At 48.7% G+C, this 23,865-nt stretch carries 21 protein-coding genes; 11 read left to right on the plus strand and 10 right to left on the minus strand.

Annotated elements, in window-relative coordinates:
- Positions 1-38: 38 nt before the first annotated feature.
- Genes ACTHMC_RS23290 through ACTHMC_RS23300 form a run of 3 tightly spaced genes read right to left on the minus strand, consistent with a single transcriptional unit; the run spans position 39 to position 2,743 of the window.
- Positions 39-1,223, minus strand: a complete 1,185-nt coding sequence (locus ACTHMC_RS23290) for a hypothetical protein (protein ID WP_440416872.1) — start codon at positions 1,221-1,223, stop codon at positions 39-41.
- Complete coding sequence (locus tag ACTHMC_RS23295; RefSeq protein WP_440416873.1) at positions 1,216-2,223, minus strand: FecR domain-containing protein; 1,008 nt, start codon at positions 2,221-2,223, stop codon at positions 1,216-1,218. Before ACTHMC_RS23295 ends, ACTHMC_RS23290 begins: the two co-directional genes overlap by 8 nt.
- A 1-nt stretch (position 2,224) precedes the next feature.
- Positions 2,225-2,743 carry an RNA polymerase sigma-70 factor gene (locus tag ACTHMC_RS23300; protein WP_440416875.1) on the minus strand — a complete coding sequence of 173 codons (519 nt, stop codon included), beginning with the start codon at positions 2,741-2,743 and terminating at the stop codon, positions 2,225-2,227.
- Positions 2,744-2,987: 244 nt separating this feature from the next.
- Here ACTHMC_RS23300 and ACTHMC_RS23305 point away from each other — a divergent pair, with 244 nt between their 5' ends.
- Positions 2,988-4,862, plus strand: coding sequence for an ABC transporter ATP-binding protein (locus ACTHMC_RS23305; protein WP_440416877.1), 1,875 nt, complete (start codon positions 2,988-2,990; stop codon positions 4,860-4,862).
- Between the two features lie 134 nt (positions 4,863-4,996).
- Positions 4,997-5,440: a DUF3276 family protein gene (locus tag ACTHMC_RS23310; protein WP_440416879.1), complete on the plus strand. Its 444-nt coding sequence runs from the start codon at positions 4,997-4,999 to the stop codon at positions 5,438-5,440.
- Positions 5,441-5,525: 85 nt separating this feature from the next.
- Here the strand turns inward: ACTHMC_RS23310 and ACTHMC_RS23315 are convergent, their stop codons facing one another.
- From ACTHMC_RS23315 to ACTHMC_RS23340, 6 genes are all read right to left on the minus strand, one after another.
- Positions 5,526-8,870, minus strand: coding sequence for a reprolysin-like metallopeptidase (locus ACTHMC_RS23315; RefSeq protein ID WP_440416881.1), 3,345 nt, complete (start codon positions 8,868-8,870; stop codon positions 5,526-5,528).
- A gap of 45 nt (positions 8,871-8,915) precedes the next feature.
- Positions 8,916-10,568, minus strand: a complete 1,653-nt coding sequence (gene pgi, locus ACTHMC_RS23320) for a glucose-6-phosphate isomerase (RefSeq protein ID WP_440416883.1) — start codon at positions 10,566-10,568, stop codon at positions 8,916-8,918.
- 225 nt (positions 10,569-10,793) lie between these two features.
- Entirely contained in the window at positions 10,794-11,837 is a 1,044-nt protein-coding gene (locus ACTHMC_RS23325) for a threonine aldolase family protein (protein ID WP_440416884.1), read from the minus strand.
- Between the two features lie 833 nt (positions 11,838-12,670).
- Complete coding sequence (locus tag ACTHMC_RS23330; RefSeq protein WP_440416886.1) at positions 12,671-13,108, minus strand: META domain-containing protein; 438 nt, start codon at positions 13,106-13,108, stop codon at positions 12,671-12,673.
- Positions 13,109-13,173: 65 nt separating this feature from the next.
- Complete coding sequence (locus ACTHMC_RS23335; protein ID WP_440416887.1) at positions 13,174-13,602, minus strand: YqaE/Pmp3 family membrane protein; 429 nt, start codon at positions 13,600-13,602, stop codon at positions 13,174-13,176.
- A 119-nt stretch (positions 13,603-13,721) separates the two neighbouring features.
- Positions 13,722-14,024 carry a YtxH domain-containing protein gene (locus ACTHMC_RS23340; RefSeq protein ID WP_440416889.1) on the minus strand — a complete coding sequence of 101 codons (303 nt, stop codon included), beginning with the start codon at positions 14,022-14,024 and terminating at the stop codon, positions 13,722-13,724.
- A gap of 215 nt (positions 14,025-14,239) precedes the next feature.
- Between ACTHMC_RS23340 and ACTHMC_RS23345 the strand changes: the two genes are divergently transcribed.
- Complete coding sequence (locus ACTHMC_RS23345) at positions 14,240-15,646, plus strand: ATP-binding protein (RefSeq protein WP_440416890.1); 1,407 nt, start codon at positions 14,240-14,242, stop codon at positions 15,644-15,646.
- A gap of 151 nt (positions 15,647-15,797) precedes the next feature.
- Here ACTHMC_RS23345 and ACTHMC_RS23350 read toward each other — a convergent pair whose 3' ends face one another.
- Positions 15,798-16,637: a dienelactone hydrolase family protein gene (locus ACTHMC_RS23350; protein WP_440416892.1), complete on the minus strand. Its 840-nt coding sequence runs from the start codon at positions 16,635-16,637 to the stop codon at positions 15,798-15,800.
- A 72-nt stretch (positions 16,638-16,709) separates the two neighbouring features.
- On the opposite strand from ACTHMC_RS23350, the gene prfB reads away from it, so the two are divergent.
- The 8 genes from prfB to ACTHMC_RS23390 all read left to right on the plus strand — a co-directional run bounded on the left by prfB (position 16,710) and on the right by ACTHMC_RS23390 (position 23,798).
- A protein-coding gene (gene prfB, locus ACTHMC_RS23355; protein ID WP_440416894.1) for a peptide chain release factor 2 occupies positions 16,710-17,799 on the plus strand; the annotation gives its coding sequence in 2 pieces (ribosomal slippage) (positions 16,710-16,769 and positions 16,771-17,799; 1,089 coding nt in all).
- Positions 17,800-17,824: 25 nt separating this feature from the next.
- Positions 17,825-19,456 (plus strand): L-glutamate gamma-semialdehyde dehydrogenase, encoded by a 1,632-nt coding sequence (gene pruA / locus ACTHMC_RS23360; RefSeq protein ID WP_440416895.1) that lies wholly within the window; start codon positions 17,825-17,827, stop codon positions 19,454-19,456.
- 193 nt (positions 19,457-19,649) lie between these two features.
- Complete coding sequence (locus ACTHMC_RS23365) at positions 19,650-20,234, plus strand: porin family protein (protein WP_440416896.1); 585 nt, start codon at positions 19,650-19,652, stop codon at positions 20,232-20,234.
- Between the two features lie 391 nt (positions 20,235-20,625).
- Positions 20,626-21,204: a porin family protein gene (locus tag ACTHMC_RS23370; RefSeq protein WP_440416897.1), complete on the plus strand. Its 579-nt coding sequence runs from the start codon at positions 20,626-20,628 to the stop codon at positions 21,202-21,204.
- Positions 21,205-21,348: 144 nt separating this feature from the next.
- Complete coding sequence (gene pyrR / locus ACTHMC_RS23375) at positions 21,349-21,891, plus strand: bifunctional pyr operon transcriptional regulator/uracil phosphoribosyltransferase PyrR (protein ID WP_440416899.1); 543 nt, start codon at positions 21,349-21,351, stop codon at positions 21,889-21,891.
- A 26-nt stretch (positions 21,892-21,917) separates the two neighbouring features.
- Positions 21,918-22,859, plus strand: coding sequence for an aspartate carbamoyltransferase catalytic subunit (locus ACTHMC_RS23380; RefSeq protein ID WP_440416901.1), 942 nt, complete (start codon positions 21,918-21,920; stop codon positions 22,857-22,859).
- A gap of 24 nt (positions 22,860-22,883) precedes the next feature.
- Positions 22,884-23,369: a pantetheine-phosphate adenylyltransferase gene (coaD, locus tag ACTHMC_RS23385; RefSeq protein WP_440416902.1), complete on the plus strand. Its 486-nt coding sequence runs from the start codon at positions 22,884-22,886 to the stop codon at positions 23,367-23,369.
- A 3-nt stretch (positions 23,370-23,372) separates the two neighbouring features.
- On the plus strand, positions 23,373-23,798 hold the full coding sequence (locus tag ACTHMC_RS23390) for a hotdog fold thioesterase (protein WP_440416903.1): 426 nt from the start codon (positions 23,373-23,375) through the stop codon (positions 23,796-23,798).
- Positions 23,799-23,865: the final 67 nt, after the last annotated feature.

Here is a 23,865-nt window from a genome sequence, read left to right on the forward strand (position 1 = left end):
CTTATATGATACACGCGTACACGGAAATACCCTTACTGTTATTTTGAAAATTCGAGGTTAAAGTAAAAACCTGCCTGAAGTCCAATCCATGTTTTCAATAATGTACCTGCTCTTTCACCGATCTCATCTTTGATGGTATAAAGGGTATGCATATGATTGCCCAGCATACTGACTTCGAAAGGGGTCAATTGAAAAGGCTCTGTAAGATTATTGAAATTTGTCTTTGATTTCAGCACATTATAAACCGGTCCGAACTGGAACCGGACTTGTTTTGCAAATTTCCATTCCGCTTTAAGCGCCACCTGGTGCCAGGTGCTGCGGATCACTTTCATCATGATCACCGAATCGTATTTGAAATTTAGTTTGCCCGTACTGAGCTGCAGGTGCAGATTCCAGCTGCTGCTTAACGGAACAGATCCGCCGATCCCGTAACGCAGACCGTTTTGTTTAAGGTTGGTGGTGTAGCCGATAATGCCATACGCGTAGGTATGGCCTGCCATCACGGAATTGTGCATGTACAGGGCATCATCGCAGGAGCTGCCGCCTTGTGCAAAAAGACCTTTGTAAACCTGGTATTCTCTTTTGCTGCGTGAAGAAGTACTTGTAGTTGACTGGTTGCCTGTGCCTGGTAAATTACTTACAGGTACTTTGCCTGTCAGCAATTTCTTTACCTGTATTTTACTGAGTACAGGTATTTCAGAAATAACCTGCGTAGGGGATCCTGCTGTAAAAACAACTGAGCCGGGTAATGATGGAGGAAGATCAGTTACCCGCGGGATGGTTTCAGTAGTTGTATCGGTGGGTGGTACAGGATTTGACACGGTTTTTCGCTTTATTACAGTTTTATTTCCTGCAGCATTATTGCCCTTTTTTACCGGTTCTTTAACGGCTGTTGCTTTTGCCGGTAACTGGTCCAGCATAATGATATGCGAACCAACCTGCGTATAAGCAATACCGGTAGACTTCCTAATATTGGCCAGCAGGTTGTTTACAGTTTGATTGCGTAGTCTGATATGCAGTTTCCGGGAACGGGGAAATTTCCGGGTATTGATGGAAAATGGTACACCGGTCTGGTTGGTCACTTCCTGCAATAATTCATCCAGCGGCCATTCATTTTTGGTCAGCCGCACTTGTTGCTGCAGGTTTAATTTTTTCTGTGCTGCCGCCATTTTGCAGATGAGCAGGAGGCAGGTCAGGAAGACAACGATTCTGATGCTACTCACAACTTTTCCCACTTAAATAAACCGTTTTGTTTTCTGTTCTGAATGTAATGTTGAGGGTTACGGCAATCACATTCATGATATAATCGAGCGATTCATTATTGAAAGTACTGCTCATGGTACAATCAGCCAGTGCTTGATTGTTGAACACGATTTTTATATCGTAGGCTTTTTCGATCTGGCTTGCAATCTCACGGAGGCTTTCATCTTTGAAATCGAAGATGCGGGTGGCATAACCGGTCTGATTGGGATCGGCAGACCGGATGATCTCGAAATGCCTGTTCCGGATATCATAGATGCCAAGTTCACCTGGCTGAAGAGTGATGCTGTCGCGATCCCTGCACATGCGCACACTGCCGGACTGCAGCGTTACCAGCACGGAATCCGGTGTTTCGCGTACGTTGAAACTGGTACCCAGTACCTTCACTGTAACGTCTCCGGCAAAGATGGTGAATGGATCCGAGGGACCGGGAGTTATATCGAACCAGGCTTCGCCATGTAATCCGAGATTACGGCCGCTCTTTGGAAAATCCAGTGAGTATTCAATCGCGGAGAAGCTGTTCAGTACAACACGGGAGCCATCGGGCAATGTATCGCGCAGGACCCGGTTTTCAGCGGTGAGGGTATTTTTTTTGACTTCATAGTCAGCAATGCGTTGTGTGGGTTGGAAAAAAAGAAAATAAATCCCACTCAGCATTACAACCAGTACACTGGCTGCAATGGCAAATCTCCATCTATTGTGTTTCCCTGGCTGCAAGGGAATGCTGACGGGTGCCTGCATCGCCAGCTTTATATTTTGCCAGCTATTGTTCTGATCAGGCAATTGATGAACAGGATCTCCCTCCATTTGCGCCCAGATGTAGGCGGATTGCCGGAACTGCTCCATATTTCCGGGAAGCCTGAGCCAGTCATTCACCTGGATGGCTTCTTCCGGCGTGGCGTCTCCCGACAGGTATTTTGCCAGCAACTGATCGTCCATTTGATGGTTGGGGTGTTGGCTCATATTACATCATTAGATACAGGATGATCATTACGAGGATATCCGACAGTTTCTCCCGCAGGATGCGCAGGGCTTTTCCGATCTGCGCTTCCACTGTTTTTACGGAAATGTCCATTTCTTGGGCAATCGCGGCATATTTCATTTTATCGAACCTGCTTTTATAAAATATGATCCTGCACTGTGTTGGCAGGCTTTCCAGGGCCAGTCTGATCTGCTGCATCTGTTCACTGCCTACCAGTTCATCCCGGAAGATGGCCGGCTGGTGCTGTATCATCTGCTCGCGCCTGTATTCGGTCCGGACCGCATCGCTTCTTTTTACATTCAGACAATAATGATATACCGAAGTGTAGAGCCAGCTTTGTACCGACTGCTTCTCATCGATACCGGCTCTTTTTTCCCAGAGCTTTAGGAAAACAGCCTGCACGGCATCTTCGGCCGCTTCATTGCTGCGGAGGAGGGTCCAGGCATAGCGGTGCAGTCCGTCCATATGTTTACGGAAATACTGTTCAATGGTCCTTGCCATCTTTTCTGCTGTGCCTGGTATGGCTTCTTCTTCTTTCAGAGCAGGTGATTGAAATGGTAATCCATAATGATACACCTCAATCTTGAAATACCCTTATAGCCTGCTGCATTTATTTTTTGAAAACCGGCCCATCGCGGTTCGTTTGCAGTCTTCTGTAAGGATTTATTAAATCGTGGGCGGTACAATAGCGGCCTGGCAGTATTTTATTTCATATCCTTTACCTTTGCTTAAAATTTCCCCGGTTTTGAAGCATTTAAAGGCGATCAACAAGTATTTCTGGAAATATCGGTGGCGATTCCTCTTCGGTATAATTTTCATCGTTCTTTCCAACTATTTCAAAATACTCGCTCCACAACTGACCGGTTTTGTGATTGATGAAGTGCAGCTGGAACTTATCCAGAAGAATGCCCCTGCTCAATACGAAACCCGGATCGGTGAGGTAGTGGAAAAGCAGGCGAGGTACGATATCGGTGTAAAAGAACTGATCCATGCATTCAGTGGCGCTGAATTGAGTTTCGGACAGAAGATCGTATGGGTGGGCATTGTATTACTGGCCCTGGCTATACTCAGCGGATTCTTTCTTTTCCTGATGCGGCAGACCATCATCGTGATGAGCCGGCATATCGAATACGATCAGAAGAACGAGGTCTTCAATCACTACCTGAAACTGGATTCCAATTTTTTCAAGACACATAGTACGGGCGATATGATGAACCGTATCGCAGAGGATGTGAGCCGTGTAAGAATGTACACCGGACCGGCATTGATGTATTTCATCAACCTTGCATTCACCATCGGTTTCAGTGTGTTTTTCATGTACCAGTCCAACAAAATGCTGACGCTCTATGTGCTGGCCCCGCTGCCATTGCTGGCCGTCACCATTTATTTTGTGAATACTATCATCAACAAAAAAAGTGAGCGGATCCAAAGCCTGCTTTCCGATCTTACCACCAATGCCCAGGAGTCCTATTCCGGCATCCGTGTGATCAAATCGTTTGTACAGGAAAAGGCCATGAATGCCTTCTTCAATAAGAACGCGGAGGAGTACAAGGAAAATGCCATCGGTCTTGCAAAAGTGGAAGCAATTTATTTTCCCAGTATGGCACTGCTGATCGGACTGAGCACCCTGCTCACTATCATGATCGGTGGAATTTATGCCATCAAAGGGAATGGCGGCATCACCATTGGCACCATTGCAGAATTTGTGATGTATGTGAACATGCTCACTTTCCCTGTGAGCGCTATCGGCTGGACGGCCAGTATGATCCAGCGTGCAGCGGCTTCACAGAAGAGGCTGAATGAATTCCTGCACAGCGTTCCTGCCATCAGGCAGCCTGTAGCTGCCGTTGAGCCATCACTGGAGGGCGCTATCGATTTCAACAACGTTGATTTTATCTATCCAAATACCGGTATTCATGCACTGAAGCAGTTCAACCTGCATGTGAAGAAAGGAGAGAAGATCGCCATCATCGGGCATACCGGATCGGGTAAAACTACGATAGCTCAATTGCTGTTAAGGATGTATGATCCGTCGAACGGGGATATCCGGATCGACAATACCGATATCCGCAGGATAGACCTGCAAAGCCTCCGGAAACAGATCAGTTATGTGCCGCAGGATGTGTTCCTGTTCAGCGATACGATCACCAGCAATATCAGCTTCGGGCTTGATGGTGAGCCGGATACGGCCAAAGTACAGCAGGCTGCAAGGGCGGCCAGCGTGGAAAAAGAGATTGCCGGTTTTCATGAGCAGTACGATACCATGATCGGGGAGAGAGGGGTAACCCTCAGTGGCGGACAGAAGCAAAGGATCTCCATTGCCCGGGCATTGATCAAGGACCCGCACATCGTTGTGTTTGATGATTGCCTCAGTGCAGTGGATGCAAGAACGGAGAAAGAGATCCTTGGTAACCTCAACCGTTTTCTTAAAGACAAGACCGCTATCATCATTACACATCGCATTTTTACTCTATTTGATTTTGATCAGATCATTGTGATGGAAGAAGGGAAAATGGTAGAGAAAGGAACACATGCCGAACTCCTGGCCCGCAACGGGTATTACTCATATTTGTATGAACAACAACTGTTGGAAAGATCCGAGGCTCCTGATGACAATTAAGTAGTTAGAATAGTATTGTATGGTTAAATAAAACCACGTAAATTCCGCCCGGAAATTTTGCCGGTTCAAAAGTAATATTATATTTGTGCCTACTTTTTTGTAAAACTGCCAATTATTAAACTGCAAAAATTAAAATGACTGTGGCGTACGAAAACAACGACAAACGAATGGAAAGCGTTTACAGTAAGCGCATCAGGGCTGGGAAAAGAAGAACATACTTCTTTGATGTGAGAGCTACCCGCGGCAATGACTATTACATTACCATCACGGAGAGCCGGAAAAAATTCAACGAAAACGGTTACGACAGGCACAAGATCTTCCTCTACAAAGAAGATTTCAACAAGTTCCTGAAAGCGCTGACCGAAGCAGTTGATTATGTGAAGACCGATCTTATGCCCAACTTCGATTTCGACGCTTACAACCATGACCAGGACAATGAGCAAGGTATGGACGGTGTAGAAAATGAAGGTGCTGAAGAATCAGTAGATGCTTCTGAAGTGGTTGTGGTAGCGGCAAGCGCCCCGGCTCCAACTCACAGCACTTCTGCTGATGCAGGTGAAGAAGTGGACAAGTGGTAATTCCTGAAACAGTCTGAAAATCCTTTCAAAATAAAATCCCCTGGTAGTTATTACCAGGGGATTTTTTATGCAGTTGCTTTTCTGTTCAGTCCTTTACAAAACGTTCCGCCAGGATACCCAGGCTTCTCCTTACTGTTACAAAGTATACACCTTTGGCATAACCCGTTACATCAAAACGATAATTGTTCATGCCGGTCCTGGCATTCTCCGTAAGGTTCAGCATGATCCTTCCTTTACTATCGGTGATCATTATACGAATATCTTCTCTTTGCTCACTGATATAATCCACATACAATGGCCCGCGCTTCAAAGGATTGGGTCGGAGCCTTACCAGGAAGTCCCTGTTTGATTTTTCCGTTCTCACAATATTGCTCATTACATCCTGTCCGTCCTGGTCTACCTGACGTACCCTGTAATAACTGGCACCGGCAGCAGGAGAGTTATCGGTATAACTGTAGTCTGTGCGAGTGTTGCTATTGCCTTTGGCCGGTACATCGCCGGGCAGCTTCACAAAATTACTGCCGTCGGTGCTCCTGTGGATCTCAAACAATTTAGCTCCCTGCTCCAGTTGCGTAGCCCATTTCAATACTACTGTGTTATTCACGAATGTTGCGCTCAATGGAAGCAACTCTGCTGGTCCTGAACCCTCTACTGTTACCTGCACGGCATTGTCACTTATATTGGCGCAGAGGGTTGCAGGATTGTTGAGGATGTCATACGTGAAAGTATTGAAGCTGCCGCCAATATACCCGTTGAGTGTATTGGTGGTAATGGAATTATTGTAAGAGACACCGTATACAGCGTACGACCCTTTGGGATAGATCGTAGCATTAGAAAGGTCCGCCTCCGTATCAAAAGCTTTGATCAGCCCTGTTATGTTGCTTACAGTCACATATGTATAATTGAAGCCTGCACCGGGTGGCGGGAAATTGGTCCAGAGCGTTCCGCTCACCGTATTGCTCACCGTAACAGTATAGTTCAGCGGTAAAGCCGGATTGCTGGCATTGAAAGTGCCTACGGTCAGTTCATAATAAATGCCGGGTGAAAGTTCCTGCGCAAAACCGGTAGTTACATTCACGCTGGTGGTCATCCTGGTGGCATTGGAGTTGATGAAGTTGGTGCAGGGGCTGGCCGGGTCATACACAGACCGGTACAGGTTCATCACTGCCGGATATGTTGCCCCGGGTATACTGAACGTATACAAGCCTGCTTTGTTGACCATGAACCGGTAGCGGTCGTATTGGTATACATTGGAAGAAAGCTGGCAGTTACCCGCCGATACCTGGTTGAACACCAGGCTACCCTTAGGATCGGTGGTGGCGAGCTGCCCGTTGAAGCTATTGCTCAGCATCGTGCCGAAAGCAGGACTGAGACCAAGATCCAGCGAAGCATCACCGGCTTCCGCAGTTACTGCATTTTCCGGCACTATCCTGGCGCCTTCGGCGGCACATCCTGAACTGATGGTGATATTGCCGTTATTGATATCGAAGAATATATTGTTGACCGCCTGCACCCTGATCCTGCCGTTATTGGTGGGCAGATTAGGGATAGTGATGGTGGCCGAGCCATTGTTGGGAACGGCCCTTGCTAACGTATATGGGTAGGTGAAACCTCCATCAGTTGAGAAAAGAATATCCACTGCCGTGCAGTTGACGGGTGCGGATTCCGTACCACCCGGGTTCCAGTTGATCACGGCGGTGTTCACACCATTGGCCGCCCAGTTGGTAGCTGTATTCTGAGAGCTTACCCGGAATGGTACAGCACCTGCTACGGATACAGTAACACTTGCTTCGCTGGTGCAACCGCCTCCTGCCGCGCCATCTCTCACCGTGAGCCTGAAATGAAGAAGCCTGGCTACGGTGGGCAGCACTTCATAATCAGGACTGATATTGGCAAGAATTGCGTTCATATTCGGGAATACCCTGTTGGGATTCCCGTTTGGTGGAAATGACCTGAACACTGGACCGGAAACCGCTGTGGCGCTGGGTTTTACGGTTGTGAGCGTGCCTCCATCGAGCTGTTCCCAGCAATACTGCAGGCTGCTGGCATCGGAGGCAACAGCGCTGAGCTCAAAGGGTGTGCCCGGGGGGATGGTATAACTGGTAGCAGCAACCGAAATTACCGGCGGCGTATTATTGGTGCCGGTGATAGTGGCGCAGTTGGCAAAGTTTACGGCATAATTGCTGATCTGTCCGATAGTGCCGCCATGAAAATAGAGGTCGCTGTTGTTCTGGTAAGAATTGCCTTCACAGCTGCCTGCATAGGCCATGATGGTGGAACCACCGCCGGGCTCCCAGGCACTGTATTCTGAAGCATTTCCGTTGCAGGAACCATTGGTGGCCGCAAAGGAATGAGTGGCGCTGAACTGATGGCCGATCTCATGGGCCACCGTGCCGGTGAATACCGGTCCCTGCGGTCCGGGTTGCGGATTGGCGCCCGTCCCGAATGTGAGTCCTGCTGCGTTACAGCCCTTGGAACTGCTGTTACAGGCGCTGTTAAGTCTTGCCAGGCCACCATTCCAGCCCCTGCTGAAGATCATGCCTACATCAAAATTACCGCTGCCGATATTGGTGACCAGCACTGAATGGTTATTGTTCAGCAAAGTTCCATCCGGGAAATCAAGGGTAGGGAAGGGATCTGTATTCGGGTTTGAATAAATGACGCTGGTATTGTTCACAAGCACAAACCGGATGGTAGCATCTCTTTCATAGATGGCGCTCACATCATTGATGGTACTGGTGATAGCACTGACTGCAGCGGCAACACTGCCCGCCCATTGCGTGTATTCTCCGGTAGCGGCTACGGCTACCCGGTAGGTGCGCAGCTGGCAGTCGCCCGCCAGCGGTGAGCCGGGCAGATCATTGTTTTTTACAGGATCAGGCTGATCGATGGTCAGGCATTTCAGGGCCTGTTGCAATTGAATGTCTTTTACATAATAAACTTCATGAATGCCCTCGCCATGCTGCGGAGCAGGGGCCAGGTAGGCAGCGCCGCTGTCGGTGAACAGAAGGCCGCTGACGCCGGCTGGCGTAATGGTGATCCTGCCTGTAAAGCGTTTGCTGCGTTCATCGCGGAGGCGGTAAGTTCTGATATAAGGGTATTGCTGCTGCATATCAGGAGGTAGCAGCGGGGATTCTGAAATGATATCCGGGTGCAGCCCTCCTTCAGGAAGCGGGATCCCGAAAGGCACAGCAGTAGCAGGAAAAGATGCCTGTGGATTGTCCATAGGCGCCAGTTGCTGCAACTGTTGTGCTATTGTTGAATTGAGTCTGACCAGTCTGTGTTTACGGGTTTGACCGGAGAGCCGGTCCTCTGCCAGTCCGTGGTCTCTGGTATTGGGAGTGAAATCGTTCCAGAGGCGCTCCTGTGCTTCGGCGCATACGGCCATTAGTATGCTGCACAAAAACAGGAGTGTGATTTTGTTTTTCATATTTAAGGGTCATGGTTCCGGGGCGGTAAAATAGAAAAATTTATTTTATCCGCGCATTTTTTTGAATGCATTGATCAACCCGTTGGTGCTTGAATCATGACTTACTACCGGCTTATTGTCTTTCAGTTCCGGCAGGATGGCATTTGCCAGCTGTTTACCCAGTTCAACGCCCCACTGATCGAAGCTGAAGATATTCCAGATCACACCCTGCACAAAGATCTTGTGCTCATAAACAGCGATCAGCTGCCCCAGTGTATAGGGAGTGATCTTCTTCACCAGGATGGAATTGGTTGGCCTGTTTCCGGTGAATACCTTGAATGGAAGAATGGCCTTGATTTCATCAGGGTTTTTACCGGCAGCAATCAGTTCTTTGCGTACAACGTCCTTCGGCTTACCATTCATGAGTGCTTCCGTTTGTGCAAAGAAGTTGGAGAGCAATTTCGTATGATGATCACCGATAGGGTTGTGGCTGATGGCCGGTGCAATGAAATCGCAGGGGATCATCACCGTTCCCTGGTGGATCAGTTGATAGAATGCATGCTGTCCGTTGGTGCCGGGCTCTCCCCAGATCACAGGGCCGGTAGCATAGTTAACGTTTTTGCCACGGCGGTCAGTGCTCTTACCATTGCTTTCCATATTTCCCTGCTGGAAATATGCCGCAAAGCGATGCATGTACTGGTCGTATGGCAGGATGGCTTCCGTTTGGGTGCCAAAGAAATCATTGTACCAGAGCCCGATCAGCGCCAGTATCACTGGAATATTCTTATCGAAGGGGGTATGGCGGAAATGCAGATCGGTGGCATGGGCGCCGCGCAGCAACTGCTCGAAATTGTGGTAACCGATAGTGAGTACAATGCTGAGGCCGATGGCACTCCAGAGAGAATAGCGGCCGCCAACCCAATCCCAGAATACGAACATATTCTCTTTATCGATGCCGAATTTCACCACATCCTTTTCATTGGTACTGAGCGCCACGAAATGTTTGGCAATATGAGCTTCCTCTTTGGCTGCGTTGAGGAACCACTCACGCGCTGTAAGGGCATTGGTCATGGTTTCCTGGGTGGTAAATGTTTTGCTGGCCACCAGAAAGAGGGTCTCTTCCGGATCCACCTTCCTGAGGGTTTCCGCAATATGGGTCCCATCCACATTGGATACAAAATAAGGCTGGATGCCTTCCACCCATAAGGGCTTCAGCGCTTCGGTGACCATGAAGGGACCGAGATCGCTTCCCCCGATGCCGATATTGACGATGTATCTTATCTTTTTACCGGTGTAACCTTTCCATTCCCCGCTATGCACCCGGGCGGCAAAGTCCTGCATCTGCTTCAGCACCTGCTGTATTTCCGGCATCACATTCTTTCCCTCTGCATTTACCGGCTTGCCTGAAAAGTTGCGCAGGGCGGTATGGAGAACGGCGCGGCCTTCCGTCTCATTGATGGCTTCACCGTTGAACATGGCCTCGATGGCGGCTTTCAGTTCGCTCTGCTGGGCCAGTTCTTCCAGGAGCGACAGGGTCTTGGATGTGATCCTGTTTTTTGAATAATCAACCAGGATATCTTCCAACTGCAATGAAAACTTCCTGAATCTTTCAGGATCCTCTGCAAACAACTCCTTTATTTCTACATCTTTGATTTTTTTGTAATGCGTGTTCAGCTTTTTCCACACTTCGGTACGCTGAGGTTTGATTTTCGGTAGCATCTGGTTAGAATTATGGTCAATAAATACTTTTTTCAATAGTTCCTTACTATCAGACTCTAAGTGTATACCTGTAGTCCGCATAAATATTCTTATCTAAATAATGTGAAGCGATAAAAATCCATTCTCTTTACGCAGTTATAATTTTTACCCTACGTATTTTCCCTAAACCCTGCAACCTACGTGAATTAGGTTACGAGCGGACAGCGAGAGCTGTCCGTTCTGCTTTCAGAGCCTTCCAGTTTCCAGGTTTCGTATAGTGTTGACTGTTATATCCGTCATTTCATCGCTGATGCCCAGGTGCAGCACCATCCTGATCTGGTTGGCGGATACCGGCAGGGCCAGCACCCCTTTTGCCTTCAGCAGTTCCGTGATCTGACCCGGCTGCCAGTCCGGTTTGATGGCAGCGATCACGATATTGGTAGACACCGGCAGGAGGCTTTCCACATAACCGGTCTGCTGCAACGCCTCTGCGATCAACCGCGCATGGCGATGGTCATCGGCCAGCCGCTCCACGTGGTTTTCCAGGGCATAGAGTCCGGCTGCCGCCATATAACCTGCCTGTCGCATGCCGCCTCCAAACACTTTCCTGATCCTCCTGGCCTTCCTGATAAACTCCCTGGTACCCATCAGCACGCTGCCGATCGGGCATCCCAGTCCTTTGTTCAGACAAACGCTGATACTATGGAAAAGAGCGCCATGGTCGGCGGGCTTCTCGCCGCGGGCCACCAGCGCATTGAAGAGTCTGGCGCCATCCAGGTGCAGTAGCAACTGGTGCTCATCACAGAGCTTCCTGATCCTGCCGATCTCTGCGAGATCATAACAACTGCCGCCGCCGCGGTTGGAAGTATTCTCCAGGCATACCAGGCTGGTACGGGCCCGGTGCACATCATCAGGGTTGATCACGTAAGCCACCTGTTCCGCAGTGATCCTTCCGAGATCGCCCTGCAGGGTGCGGACCTGTGCTCCTGAATTGAAGGCGATACCGCCTCCCTCATACACGTACACGTGGGCAGTCTGATCGCAGATCACCTCATCACCTGGCTGTGTATGTGCTTTGATACCGATCTGGTTACTCATGGTACCTGTAGGACAGTAAAGCGCCGCTTCCATCCTGAAAAGAGCAGCCATCCTGTCCTCCAGCAGGTTAACGGAAGGGTCTTCTCCGAAAACATCGTCGCCGACAGGGGCCTGCATCATGGCTTCCAGCATACCGGGTGTAGGAAGGGTGAAAGTGTCCGAACGGAGATCGATCATGAGATTGGGTTGCATGAATTGGTCTGAATTTACAGGGTACGAATGTACACATTGATGGCCGCAATCCAATTGCCGAAATATTACGTATTTAAGCAGACGGCAGGTGTTGTCGCTCCGGAACCAGCACTTCTGGCTTACCCAAAAAAGAAACTTTTAATCCGTACCCGGAATTGGCCGGTCACTCAGAGATGGGAGACCGGCTTTTTGTTTTATGGTTTATGGTTTGTTGGCCGTTGAGGGGGTATGGGCCGGAGGCTGAAAAACATACCCACACCTGCGGGGTTTTAATTGGGCGGTGGTGGGGTATATTAGGGATATGGTGCAATGCCGGGCTGTAGGATCGTATGTTTTAAAGGCCTCCTTGCCCATACCCCCTCAACGGCAGGGCACCCGGGAGGTGTAACATAAAAAACAAGCGCAGTATATGAGTGTGTGGTTGATGAGTGCCAATTCCGGTACGGATAAAAGTTTGGGGGAAGGCCGGTGTGTGGTGTCCGGAGCGGGTGGGAGAAGGATGGGGACGGGTGCGTCAGCGAAAGTAAATGGAGCAGGTATTTTTGTTGGTGTTGATTTGACCGGATCTGTTTGCAGGTTGCTGCACGTTCGGAGAAAGGAGCGATGGGATATGAAAGAGCCGGTCTTCGAAATGTAAGCGATGCAGCTCATCCCTGTTCCCCCGTCCCATCTTCCCAATAAAAAGTCACCTATATATTCTCCCGGTGCGGTTCATTTCACAACCGGCGTTTTATATCCCTTCGCGACCCGAGCCGAGCCGAAACAAGCCGAGCCTAAACAAACCAAATAAACAGGAAGCAAAAAAAACAGGGAGCTTTCGCTCCCTGTCCGGATTATTTTTCCATCGTTCTGGTCACTTCAAAGTGCGCCAGTGTATCAGCCCCTTTTAGCAGGGCCAGCCACTTGCCACGGATATAGTAGCCATCAGTATTGTTGATGGTCTGCATCAATCCGTCTTCCACTTCCATAGCGCCCTGGCAGAACATTTTGGTACTGGCCACCCCATTGAATTTCACAGAGGAGCCATTCAGGCTGTAAGACCCGAAAAACCTGTTGCATCCGCCATTGCCGGAGACCTTTCCCGAATCCAGCCGCATGGTCACTTCCTTTGCCGTTTTCGGAAGCTCGCCGCTGATGCTGCTGAGCCCCGTCAGTTTCCAGGAATTGCCTTCCAGACTGTGATTACCGCCGGTAGGCGACATACTGCCGCTGCAGGCCGTTATCAGCAGGGCTGCGGTCAGACCGGTAATTGTGAACGATAATGTTTTCATGCATGCGAATTTATGAGTGAAAGATGTTTTTGAGCGTCATCTTTCTACGACATAAGGGATGTAGCTTAGATAGCATCAAATACTACCAGCAATGCATATACTACACCAGGGATCCAGAAAAGCAGGGTGAGGATCAGGCTGATCCAGAACTTGCTGTTAATTTCTCCTTCTTTCAGGTAAACAGCCAGCGGTGGCAGCAGGATGGCGAGGATCGCCAGCAGCACCTGGTCAGTTTCAGCAGCTTTACCGGCACGCTTGTCTGCACGGTATTCCTTCATCATTTTCTTGGCTTCCTTGATACGGTCTTTCCTTTCTTTACGGGGAAGCGCCCTGAAGTTCTCCATGGCAGCCTTCACCTCAGCAGGAGTGGGCTCTGCAGATCCCGGTACAGAAACGGGAACTGGCTCAACAACTGTAGTTGCCAGAACAGGAGAGGAGATAGTAGTAAGCGCAATCACTGCACATGCAAAGAGACGAGTGTTGAGTTTTTTCATAGTCTTCTATTTAATAATGATTAGAGCACAATGTTAATGATTTTGTGATATTTTATATAAAAAAAGCTACCGCCTGTGTTCACAAACGATAGCCTATAGCTTTTCGGTAAATGCATACGTTACAGGGTAACCTGTTCTCTGATAGAGTTACCACTGGCTTTGGTTGCTTTGATAAGTTGGAGAACCCTCTCACGCACATCATCCTTCAGCCCGGAGATCTCAGATGAAAATACGTCTTTCAGCTCGTCCAGTTCATCGGCAGATGCACCGATCAAACGGTTGAACTTCTTTCTCAACTGGCCCGCACCATCTGCAATTTTCTGACGTGTTTCAGCTCCGGAAGCCGGGGCGCATAACATCCCGATGGCAACTCCGGCCAACACCCCCGTAAGAGTGCCGAGTATTACTTTTTGTGTACTCATAGCATGGTTATTTAAATGATGAATAATACAATGGTCCTTCCTGATTTTTCAAGAATCCTGCCAGAACGGTCCGGGGCCTTAAAGGGGAATTAAATCTGTTCCAGCAATTTACATATATTAATTGTATAAGCATCTGAACCTCTTTAGTTTCCCCGAAATAAAAAGACCTGCCGGCGCGTTACTGTCTCCGCCCGATATCCCGAAAATAACCTCATATGCAAACCAGCGGCCAGGCTCTGACCAGTCAGTGGAAACTACTGCGCTCCATGGGAGTAACAGCCGGAATGGACGATTATGAACGGCGTAAGCTGATCATTTTCAACCAGCTCAACTGTATCAGTATGATCGCCGGATTGCTGCTGGTGCTGGCAGGACTTTTCAGTGAACAACACCTGCCACCCCTCACCTGGTACGTGGCCCTGGCCCCTCTGGTGATCTGCACCCTGGTGCTCTGGCTCAACCACGAATGCCAGTACCGGTATGCCAGACTGGTGTATTTCGGGCTCTACCCCCTGGTTACCTGTATCGTTTACCTCGGAAGGGTGGATGTAGGGGTTGGTCTGTTCTTCCTTTTATATGTGATCACCGGCGTTTTCTTTCTGCAAAGGATGGTAAGCCTGGTATTCTCCTTTCTCTGGAGTTGCAGCTGTTATGTATTAGCGGTTGTTGTTCCCCGTGAGTATTTTTTCAAATTGTCTGAGATCAGCTACTGGATATTCGCCTTCAATCATATCCTGGCGCTGGGCTTCATCTTTTATGCACTCTATCTCATTAAACAGGAACATCTCCGGTACCAGTTCAACCTGATGATGAAGAGCCGTGAACTGCACCAGCAGAACAAAGCCATCACCAAACAAAAACGGGAGATAGTTGAGAAGGCCGCACTGCTGGAACAACAGACCCGCGAACTGACTGAACTCAATCAGCTCAAAGCAAAATTGTTCTCAGTGATTGCGCACGATCTCAAAACACCGATGTATGGACTGCGCAATCTCTTTCTGAATATGCAACAGACCAAACTTTCCGCCAGGGAGATCAAAGAAATGATCCCCGGCATCACTAATGAAATGAACTACGTAACAAGCCTTATGGAAAACCTTTTGCTATGGGCGCGCACACAGATGAAGCACGCTTCCGTTCAACCCGAAATGCTGGACCTGCACCAGATGATCGGCGAAACCATCACCCTGCTGAAACTGCAGGCAAAGAATAAAAAGATCTGGCTGGAAGCTAAACTGGAAACACCCGTTTACTGCTACGCCGACCGCGAAATGATCAGCATGGTGCTTCGTAACCTGCTGTCCAATGCCATTAAATTCACGCCAGCCCATGGCACCATATGGGTGAGCGCCACCGAAAACCAGTCGAATGTGGAAATATCCGTACAGGATACCGGAGTGGGCATGACAACGGAGATGATCGGACAGTTATTCGGAGATCATTATTACACCACACGTGGAACCAATAGCGAAACAGGAACCGGACTCGGACTGAAACTATGTAAAGATTTCCTGGAGAAAAACGGCGGAAGCCTGTCTGTAAACAGTAATCCGGGGATCGGAAGCACTTTTTCGGTTATGCTTCCACGTTATGAAAGTGAACTGAAGGAAGCTATCGCCTGAGCAGTAAATCAGGAAAGGAAGGGAAGTGCGTGAATACGGTAAAATCTGCCTGTCCTTTTTTGTCAAATACACAATAGAAATTGTCCGTTTTCATGGTGGATTTCCACTATAAAAACGGACAATTCTGATCCTCCACGGGGAGTAAAAAAACTTATTTCAGGATCGAGTTGAAGAAGTCCTGCATATCCTTCCAGGAAGCAGTATCTGCTGCCGCATTGTAAGCTACCTGCATATTGAATTTCCTGCCTGTTTCGGTGGCGTCAGGATTGGTGAATGCATGCAGTGCCCCCGGATATTGCTTGAATGTGTAAGGAGCACCCACAGAATCGAGCTGCTTTTTGAATGTGGCGATCTGCTCCGCAGAAACAAAGGTATCAGACTCTCCGTTAGCCACAAAGATCCTGGCTTTGGTAAGTCCTTTCTGAGGAACCACGCCGCCTTCAAGCGCGCCATGGAAGCTCATTACGCCTTTGAAGTCCGACCCCAGTTTGGCTGCATTCAGCACCATGGAACCGCCAAAGCAGTAACCGATTGCCAGCAGTTTTGAGCTGTCTGTTGCCGCATTGCCTTTTACCACGGCGGCGGCTGCTTCAATACGGCGCTGCGCTGCAGCTGGGTCCCTGTACCATACCATGGCATATTGCCCGGCTGTTTTGGGATCTTCAGCTACCCTGCCTTTTCCGTACATATCCACTGCCATGGCTACATAGCCGAGCTTTGCCAGCTCGCGGGCACGCATCCTGGGATACTCCGTAAGGCCCCACCATTCCGGCACTATCAGAACTGCCGGGCGTTTGGTGGTAATGCTCTCGTCATAAGCGATGAAACCCTGCAGGGTATCGCCTTTGTCTGTGTATACAACTGTTTCTTCCCTGATCACCGGCGTTACCGCGGTTTTAGTGTCTGTTTCACCCTCTTTTTTTGTGGTTTCCGCATTGTTGCAGGCTACCAGAAAACAGGCGGCTGCCAGTGTTGAAAATATGGTCTTCATGATATGAGTTGTTGAGGAGGTGAAGTTCGGAAAAAGTCCGCAATCAGTTAGTTTTTTGTAACTTGCGCCCCTATGACACAAGAACAAATCAAGGCTATGAGGGACCGTATTGTGGTCCTGAGGAGGTTTCTTTGACGTCGATAACAGACGTGATAAGATAAACCAGGAAAAACAACTTTCGTTATCCCCCGGATTCTGGGATGATAACAAACGCGCTACTGAGATTCTCAAGAACATCAAGCAGAATGAATACTGGGTAAAATTGTTTGAAACAACCGTTACCTCTGTAGAAGATTTTGCCGTGCTCTTCGATTTCTGGAAAGCAGGAGAGGCATCCGAAGATGAAGTAAGGGTTGCCCATGATCAGGCTATTCAGCAACTGGAAGATGCAGAGTTCAAGAGCACGCTCAACCAACCGGAAGACGAACTGCCGGCAGTACTGCAGATCAACAGCGGCGCCGGTGGAACGGAGAGCCAGGACTGGGCAGAAATGCTGGCCCGTATGTACCGCATGTACGGCGAGAAGCAGGGCTGGTCAGTAACGGAGCTGGACTGGCAGGATGGTGATGGCGCAGGTATCAAGAGCGCCACCTTGCAATTCGACGGGCCCTTTGCCTACGGCTTCCTGAAAGCCGAAAGCGGCGTGCACCGCCTGGTGCGCATCTCGCCGTTCGACAGCAATGCCCGCCGTCATACTTCATTCGCCAGCATCTACGTATACCCGTTAGTGGATGACAGCATTGAAGTGGCAGTGAGCCCCGCCGACCTGGAATGGGAATTCTACCGCTCCGGTGGTAAGGGAGGTCAGAACGTGAACAAGGTGGAAACCGCCGTTCGTCTGAAGCATATCCCCAGCGGCATCATTGTGGAGTGCCAGAAAGCGCGTACACAGGGTGAGAACCGGGAAATGGCGCTGACCATGCTGAAAAGCCGTTTGTATGAAGAGGAGCTGCGCAAACGCGAAGCTCTCAAGAATGCCGCCAATGCCAATAAGAAAAAGATCGAATGGGGCAGCCAGATCAGAAGCTATGTTTTCCATCCTTACAAAATGATCAAGGACCACCGTACAGACTTTGAAGTGGGTAATGTGCAGCCGGTAATGGACGGAGAACTGGATGGCTTCATCAAGGCCTACCTGATGATGGAAAAAGAAACGGCCTAGTATTCGGAAACAAAAACTACATGATATGAATCTTGGATATTTTTCATACCCGATGCCTGCGAATGAGCCGGTATTGAACTATGCACCGGGATCTCCGGAAAAAAAGAGATTGAAAGACGCATTGGCTGAACTGAAAAATACAGAGGCTGATATCCCGATGTATATCGGTTCACAGGAAGTGCGCACCGGTAAAAAAGTGGCGCTGCGTCCTCCTCACGAGACTGCACATACGCTCGGTTATTTCCACGCAGGTGATGCATCCCATGTATCACAGGCCATCGATGCAGCCCTGGCTGCCAGGGAAGCCTGGAGCAATATGAGCTGGGAGAACCGTGCCAATATCTTCCTGAAAGCAGCTGATCTGCTGGCTACAAAATACCGTCCATATATCAACGGCACCACCATGCTGGGCCAGAGCAAGAACGTTTACCAGGCAGAGATCGACAGTGCCTGTGAGCTGATCGACTTCCTTCGCTTCAACGTTCATTTCCTGAGCGAGATCTACCGACAGCAGCCTGTCAGCGCGCCCGGGATCCACAACAGGCTGGAGTTCCGTCCCCTGGAAGGATTTGTGCTCGCAATCACTCCTTTCAACTTCACTGCTATCGGTGGCAACCTGCCCACGTCCGCTGCCATGTGCGGCAATGTGGTGGTATGGAAGCCTGCCAATACTCAGGTATATGCTGCACAGATGTTCATGCGCATACTGAAAGAAGCCGGCTTGCCTGATGGTGTGATCAACCTCGTATATGTGGATGGCCCCACTATCGGTAATGTATGCTTCAGCCATGCTGATTTTGCAGGTGTACACTTCACAGGTTCTACCGGTGTATTCAACAAGATGTGGGAAACCATCGGTAAGAATATGCATACGTATAAAACCTACCCGCGCATTGTAGGTGAAACCGGCGGTAAGGATTTTGTACTGGCACATAAAAGTGCTGACCCTGTAGTACTGGCAACAGCCCTGCTGCGTGGTGCTTTTGAATACCAGGGACAAAAATGTTCTGCTGCTTCGCGCGCTTATATCCCTTCCAATATCGCAGAAGAAGTGAAGAAGCTGCTGGTAGACGGCATCAACAGTTTCAAGATGGGTGTGGTGGATGATTTCACCAACTTCATCAACGCTGTTATCGATGAGAAGAGCTTTGATAAGATCAAATCCTATATCGATAATGCAAAGAATGATCCCAATGCAAGCGTACTGGTTGGAGGAAACTGCGATAAGAGCAAGGGGTATTTCATTCAGCCTACCGTTATCGAAGCAAAGGACCCTAAATATATTACCATGTGCGAGGAGATCTTCGGACCTGTGTTAACGATACATGTGTATGATGCGGAGCAATTCGATAAAGCGCTGGAGCTGGTAGATACTACCTCTCCTTATGCACTTACAGGTTCTATCATTGCACAGGACCGTTATGCCGTGGAACTGGCTACCAACAGGCTTCGCAATGCTGCCGGAAATTTCTATATCAACGATAAGCCTACGGGCGCTGTTGTTGGTCAGCAGCCTTTCGGTGGTGCAAGAGCGAGTGGTACGAATGATAAGGCAGGTTCCATTCTCAATCTGTATCGCTGGCTGAGTGCAAGAACTATCAAGGAAACTTTCAATCCTCCGGTTGACTACCGTTATCCTTTCCTGCAGGAAGCATAATGTTTTTGCAACACATATTTAAATTATCAAGAGCGCTCATATGAGTGCTCTTTTTTTTGTTTTGGAAACATTTTATAACTGTATAGTGTAGTTGAAAAATAAAATTTCTAACAATTCGTTAGGTAATGCGTTAACCTTATAGCATTATGTTTGCGTTATCGTTTTCAATGACCCTCAAAAAATTTTTCACATTATGAAAAAGGTTTTTCTTTCTCTTATTTGCTTAGCCTCTATTGCTACTGCATCCGCTCAATTCAGTGTTGGTGCTAAAGCTGGTGCTCAACTTACAAACTTCACTGGCGATGGTGCTGACGGTCTCGACAGCAAAATCGGCTACTATGGCGGTGTATTCGGTCGGATGAAATTTACTGAAAACATTGCTGCACAAGCGGAGATCCTTTATTCTGCTCAAGGTGCAAAGTATGATATGCTTGGTGAAACAGTAAAATGGAATGCTGACTATATCAACGTTCCCATCCTGTTCCAGTATCATCTTCCTGTAGGCCTGTATTTTGAAACTGGTCCCCAGGTAGGTTTCCTGATGAACGCTAAAGCAAAATCTGATGAACATACTGAAGACTTGAAAGATGGTGCTGAGAAGATCGATTTGTCATGGGGCCTCGGTGCAGGTTACCAGATCACCAAAGAAATTGGTGTGAATGCGCGTTACAATCTCGGTCTGAGCAAGATCAACAAAGAAGGTGGTGACGCTGATAAAATGAAGAACAGCGGTATCCAACTGGGTATCACCTGGGCTCTTTTTAACGTGGGTAAATAAATGACCGTAGAATAAAATGTTTTTCTGAATGGCTGGAGCATTGCTTCAGCCATTCTTTTTTTCTTATTATCATGAGTAACGGTAGACTGTCACCGGAAAAAGGGCCATTCTGATACAATTTCTGTTAAAAAATAAGAATAAAATAAAATTCATCTTTCATCGTTGCGGATTGCCCTTGAATTTTGTGAATGGCTGAAATGCAGTCTGGTAGCTGGTTAGGGTAGGAGGCTGAATCAGCCATATTCATTTGTGGCATGAAATTTCTGGTAATGTGTACATGTATCATATTGCTGGATTCATATATGCACTATATGTTTGCAGCCGTAAATGAATTATCGGGATAATTCTCTGTTCATTTACTCACTAGTCAATTAACTTAAACAGAAGAAACATGAAAAGGATTTTTTTGCTGCTTGCATTTGCCGGAACATTTGCTGCAGCTAATGCGCAAACTAAGATTGGTTTAAAAGGTGGTCTGAACGTTGCTGATTGGGGTGGCGATGACGCTGATAACGTTGATGCAAAGATTGGATTTCATGTAGGCGGTTTCGCTAATTTCAAAGTAGGTAACAAGTTCAGTGTTCAGCCTGAGCTGACTTTTTCCACACAAGGCGGTAAAGTTGATGCTCCGGGAGATGATGCGAAGATCAGGTTCAACTACATCAACATCCCAGTAATGCTGAAGTACGAAATCGCTCCTGGTCTTAACGCTCAGGTAGGTCCTCAGTTTGGATTTGCTGTAACCAGGAAAACAAAACAAGGCGACGTAACTGTTGACAGGAACGATGACTTCAAAGGTTTTGACCTGGGTGTGGGACTTGGCGCCAGCTATGAGTTCCCCAGTTCTCCGTTTGGTATCGACGCGCGTTATGTTTTTGGTCTGAGCAGACTGGATGATAACGGTGATGCGAAAATTTTCAACCGCGTATTCCAGTTGGGTGTTACTTACGCTCTCTGGAGCGGCAAATAATTGCCACATAACTTCAAGTAGGAACCTGTCCTGTATGCCTCATGGCATCCCGGGCAGGTTTCACTGTTTTAAGGATCAATTCAGCGGTTCCAATTATTTGCCGTTATTTTGCCTCTTTGAATTATTTTTATAAAAATTTCGGGTTTGAAAACTGTACTGAACGAACAGCAACTGGCCATCACCATCAAGAGATTAAGTCACCAGATCCTGGAGAATCATACCAACCTGGAAAATACTGTTCTCATCGGCATCCAGCCACGCGGCGTATTTGTGAGCGACAGGGTAGTGCAGGAGATCCGTCAGCTGACGCCTCCCGGAACTGTGAAATATGGAAAGCTCGACATTACCTTTTACCGTGATGATGTACGCAGCCAGCTGCATGTTCCCAATCATACCGATATTCCATTCAGCATCGAGAATAAGAATGTGGTCCTGATAGATGACGTGCTGTATACCGGCCGCACCATCCGCGCCGCGCTTGACGCCCTCCTTGATTTCGGCAGGCCCGCCAAAGTGGAGCTCTGCATCCTGGTGGACCGCCGCTTCAGCAGGCAGTTACCGATCCAGGCCGATTATGTGGGCAGGTCCATCGATTCCATTATCTCCCAGAAAGTGAAAGTATTCTGGAAAGAGAAGGATGGAAAAGATGAAGTTGGACTTCTCGGTGGCCCTGATGGCATGTATTGATTTTTCCATTAACTTCGCCCCCTGAAATGCGACTTTCTGTAAAACATCTACTCGGTATCAGGGATCTAACCCGCGAGGATATCCAGCTCATTTTAGACACAGCCACTGAGTTCAAAGAAGTATTACAGCGCCCCATCAAAAAGGTGCCTTCTTTGAGAGACGTGACGATAGTGAACTTATTTTACGAGAACTCCACCCGTACAAGGATCTCCTTTGAGCTGGCCGAAAAAAGGCTCAGCGCCGATACCATCAATTTCACCGCTTCCGGTTCTTCTGTTTCAAAAGGCGAAACCCTCCTGGATACTGTCAACAATATCCTCTCCATGAAAGTGGACATGGTGGTGATGCGTCACAGCGCAACCGGTGCGCCTCATTTCCTCTCGAAACATATTCCCGCAGCCATCATCAACGCCGGCGACGGTATCAATGAGCACCCCACACAGGGACTGCTGGATGCTTTCTCCATGCGCGAAAGACTGGGCCGCCTGGAAGGATTGAAAGTGGCCATCATCGGGGATGTAATGCACTCCCGCGTAGCCATGAGCAATATGTACCTCCTGAAAAAAATGGGTGCGGAAGTGATGGTGGCAGGACCGCCCACACTCATCCCCAAACATATCCGGGAAGCATTCGATGTGCGCGTGGAATACAATCTCCGCAAAGCCCTCGAATGGTGCGATGTGGCCAACGTGCTGCGGATCCAACTGGAAAGACAGAACCAGGTGCTCTTCTCTTCACTGAGAGAATACAACCTGGCTTATGGAATCAATAAAAGACTGCTCGAAAGTCTCAATAAAGAAGTAGTGATCATGCACCCCGGCCCTATCAACCGTGGTGTGGAACTGGACAGTGATGTGGCAGACAGCGGGCAATCTATCATCCTCAACCAGGTGGAAAACGGTGTGGCCGTGCGTATGGCGGCACTCTATCTGCTGGCAGGGGGAAGGGAAACGCCTGGCGCTTCCTGATAATTCACCTTATAATGCATTGCCATGCAAAGAATCGCTCTGTTCCCGGGAACCTTTGATCCTATTACTATCGGTCACCTGGATATTATCGACCGTGCATTACCGTTATTCGACAAACTGGTGATCGGTATCGGCCGGAATATCAACAAAGTGCCGATGTTCTCCGAAGAACAGCGTCTCAGCTGGATCCGCGACATCTACAGTAACGATCCCAAAGTGAGCGCCATCGTTTACGAAGGCCTGACTGTAAATGCCTGCAAACAGGTAGGAGCACAGTTCATACTGCGGGGTATCCGCTACGTGAACGACTTCGAATACGAAAAGGCCATTGCAGACATGAACCGTAGTCTCGACGAAAAGATCGAGACCGTTTTCCTGACCTGCCTTCCTCAATATACATCCGTGGCATCCACGCTTGTACGTGATGTACTCAAGAACGGAGGCGATGTAATGCAGTTCCTTCCCAAAGAAGTAGCCGCCAGTATCCATGCCGGCCTGCCTAAAAAATAGACCATGATCTGGTTCAATAAAAACCTGCAGCTCTCCGATCTCCACCAGATCCGCCGTTCCAATATGGCGGAGCATATCGGGCTGGAGTTCACGGAACTGGGCGATGATTTTCTCAGCATCCGCATGCCTGTTGACCATCGTACCAATCAGCCCTACGGCATCCTGCATGGTGGCGCTTCCTGCGTGCTGGCGGAGACCCTGGGCAGCGTTGGCTCTGTACTGGTGATAGACCAGGAGAAATTCATCTGTGTAGGGCTGGAGATCAATGCCAATCATATCCGCAGCGCTTCCTCCGGTTTTGTGACCGGTACTGCAAAACCCATTCATCTTGGTAAATCAACGCATGTATGGGATATCAGGATAGTGAATGAAGAGCAGAAACTGATCTGTGTAAGCAGGCTCACAGTAGCTATTCTGCCTAAGAAGTAACAGCGTCTGCCGGCTTACTTCGGGTGCACTCGCTCGCCTCTGGCGAGTGAGGCATATTTGTTCGCCT

This window comes from Pseudobacter sp. (assembly GCF_051955275.1).
Lineage (GTDB): Bacteria > Bacteroidota > Bacteroidia > Chitinophagales > Chitinophagaceae > Pseudobacter.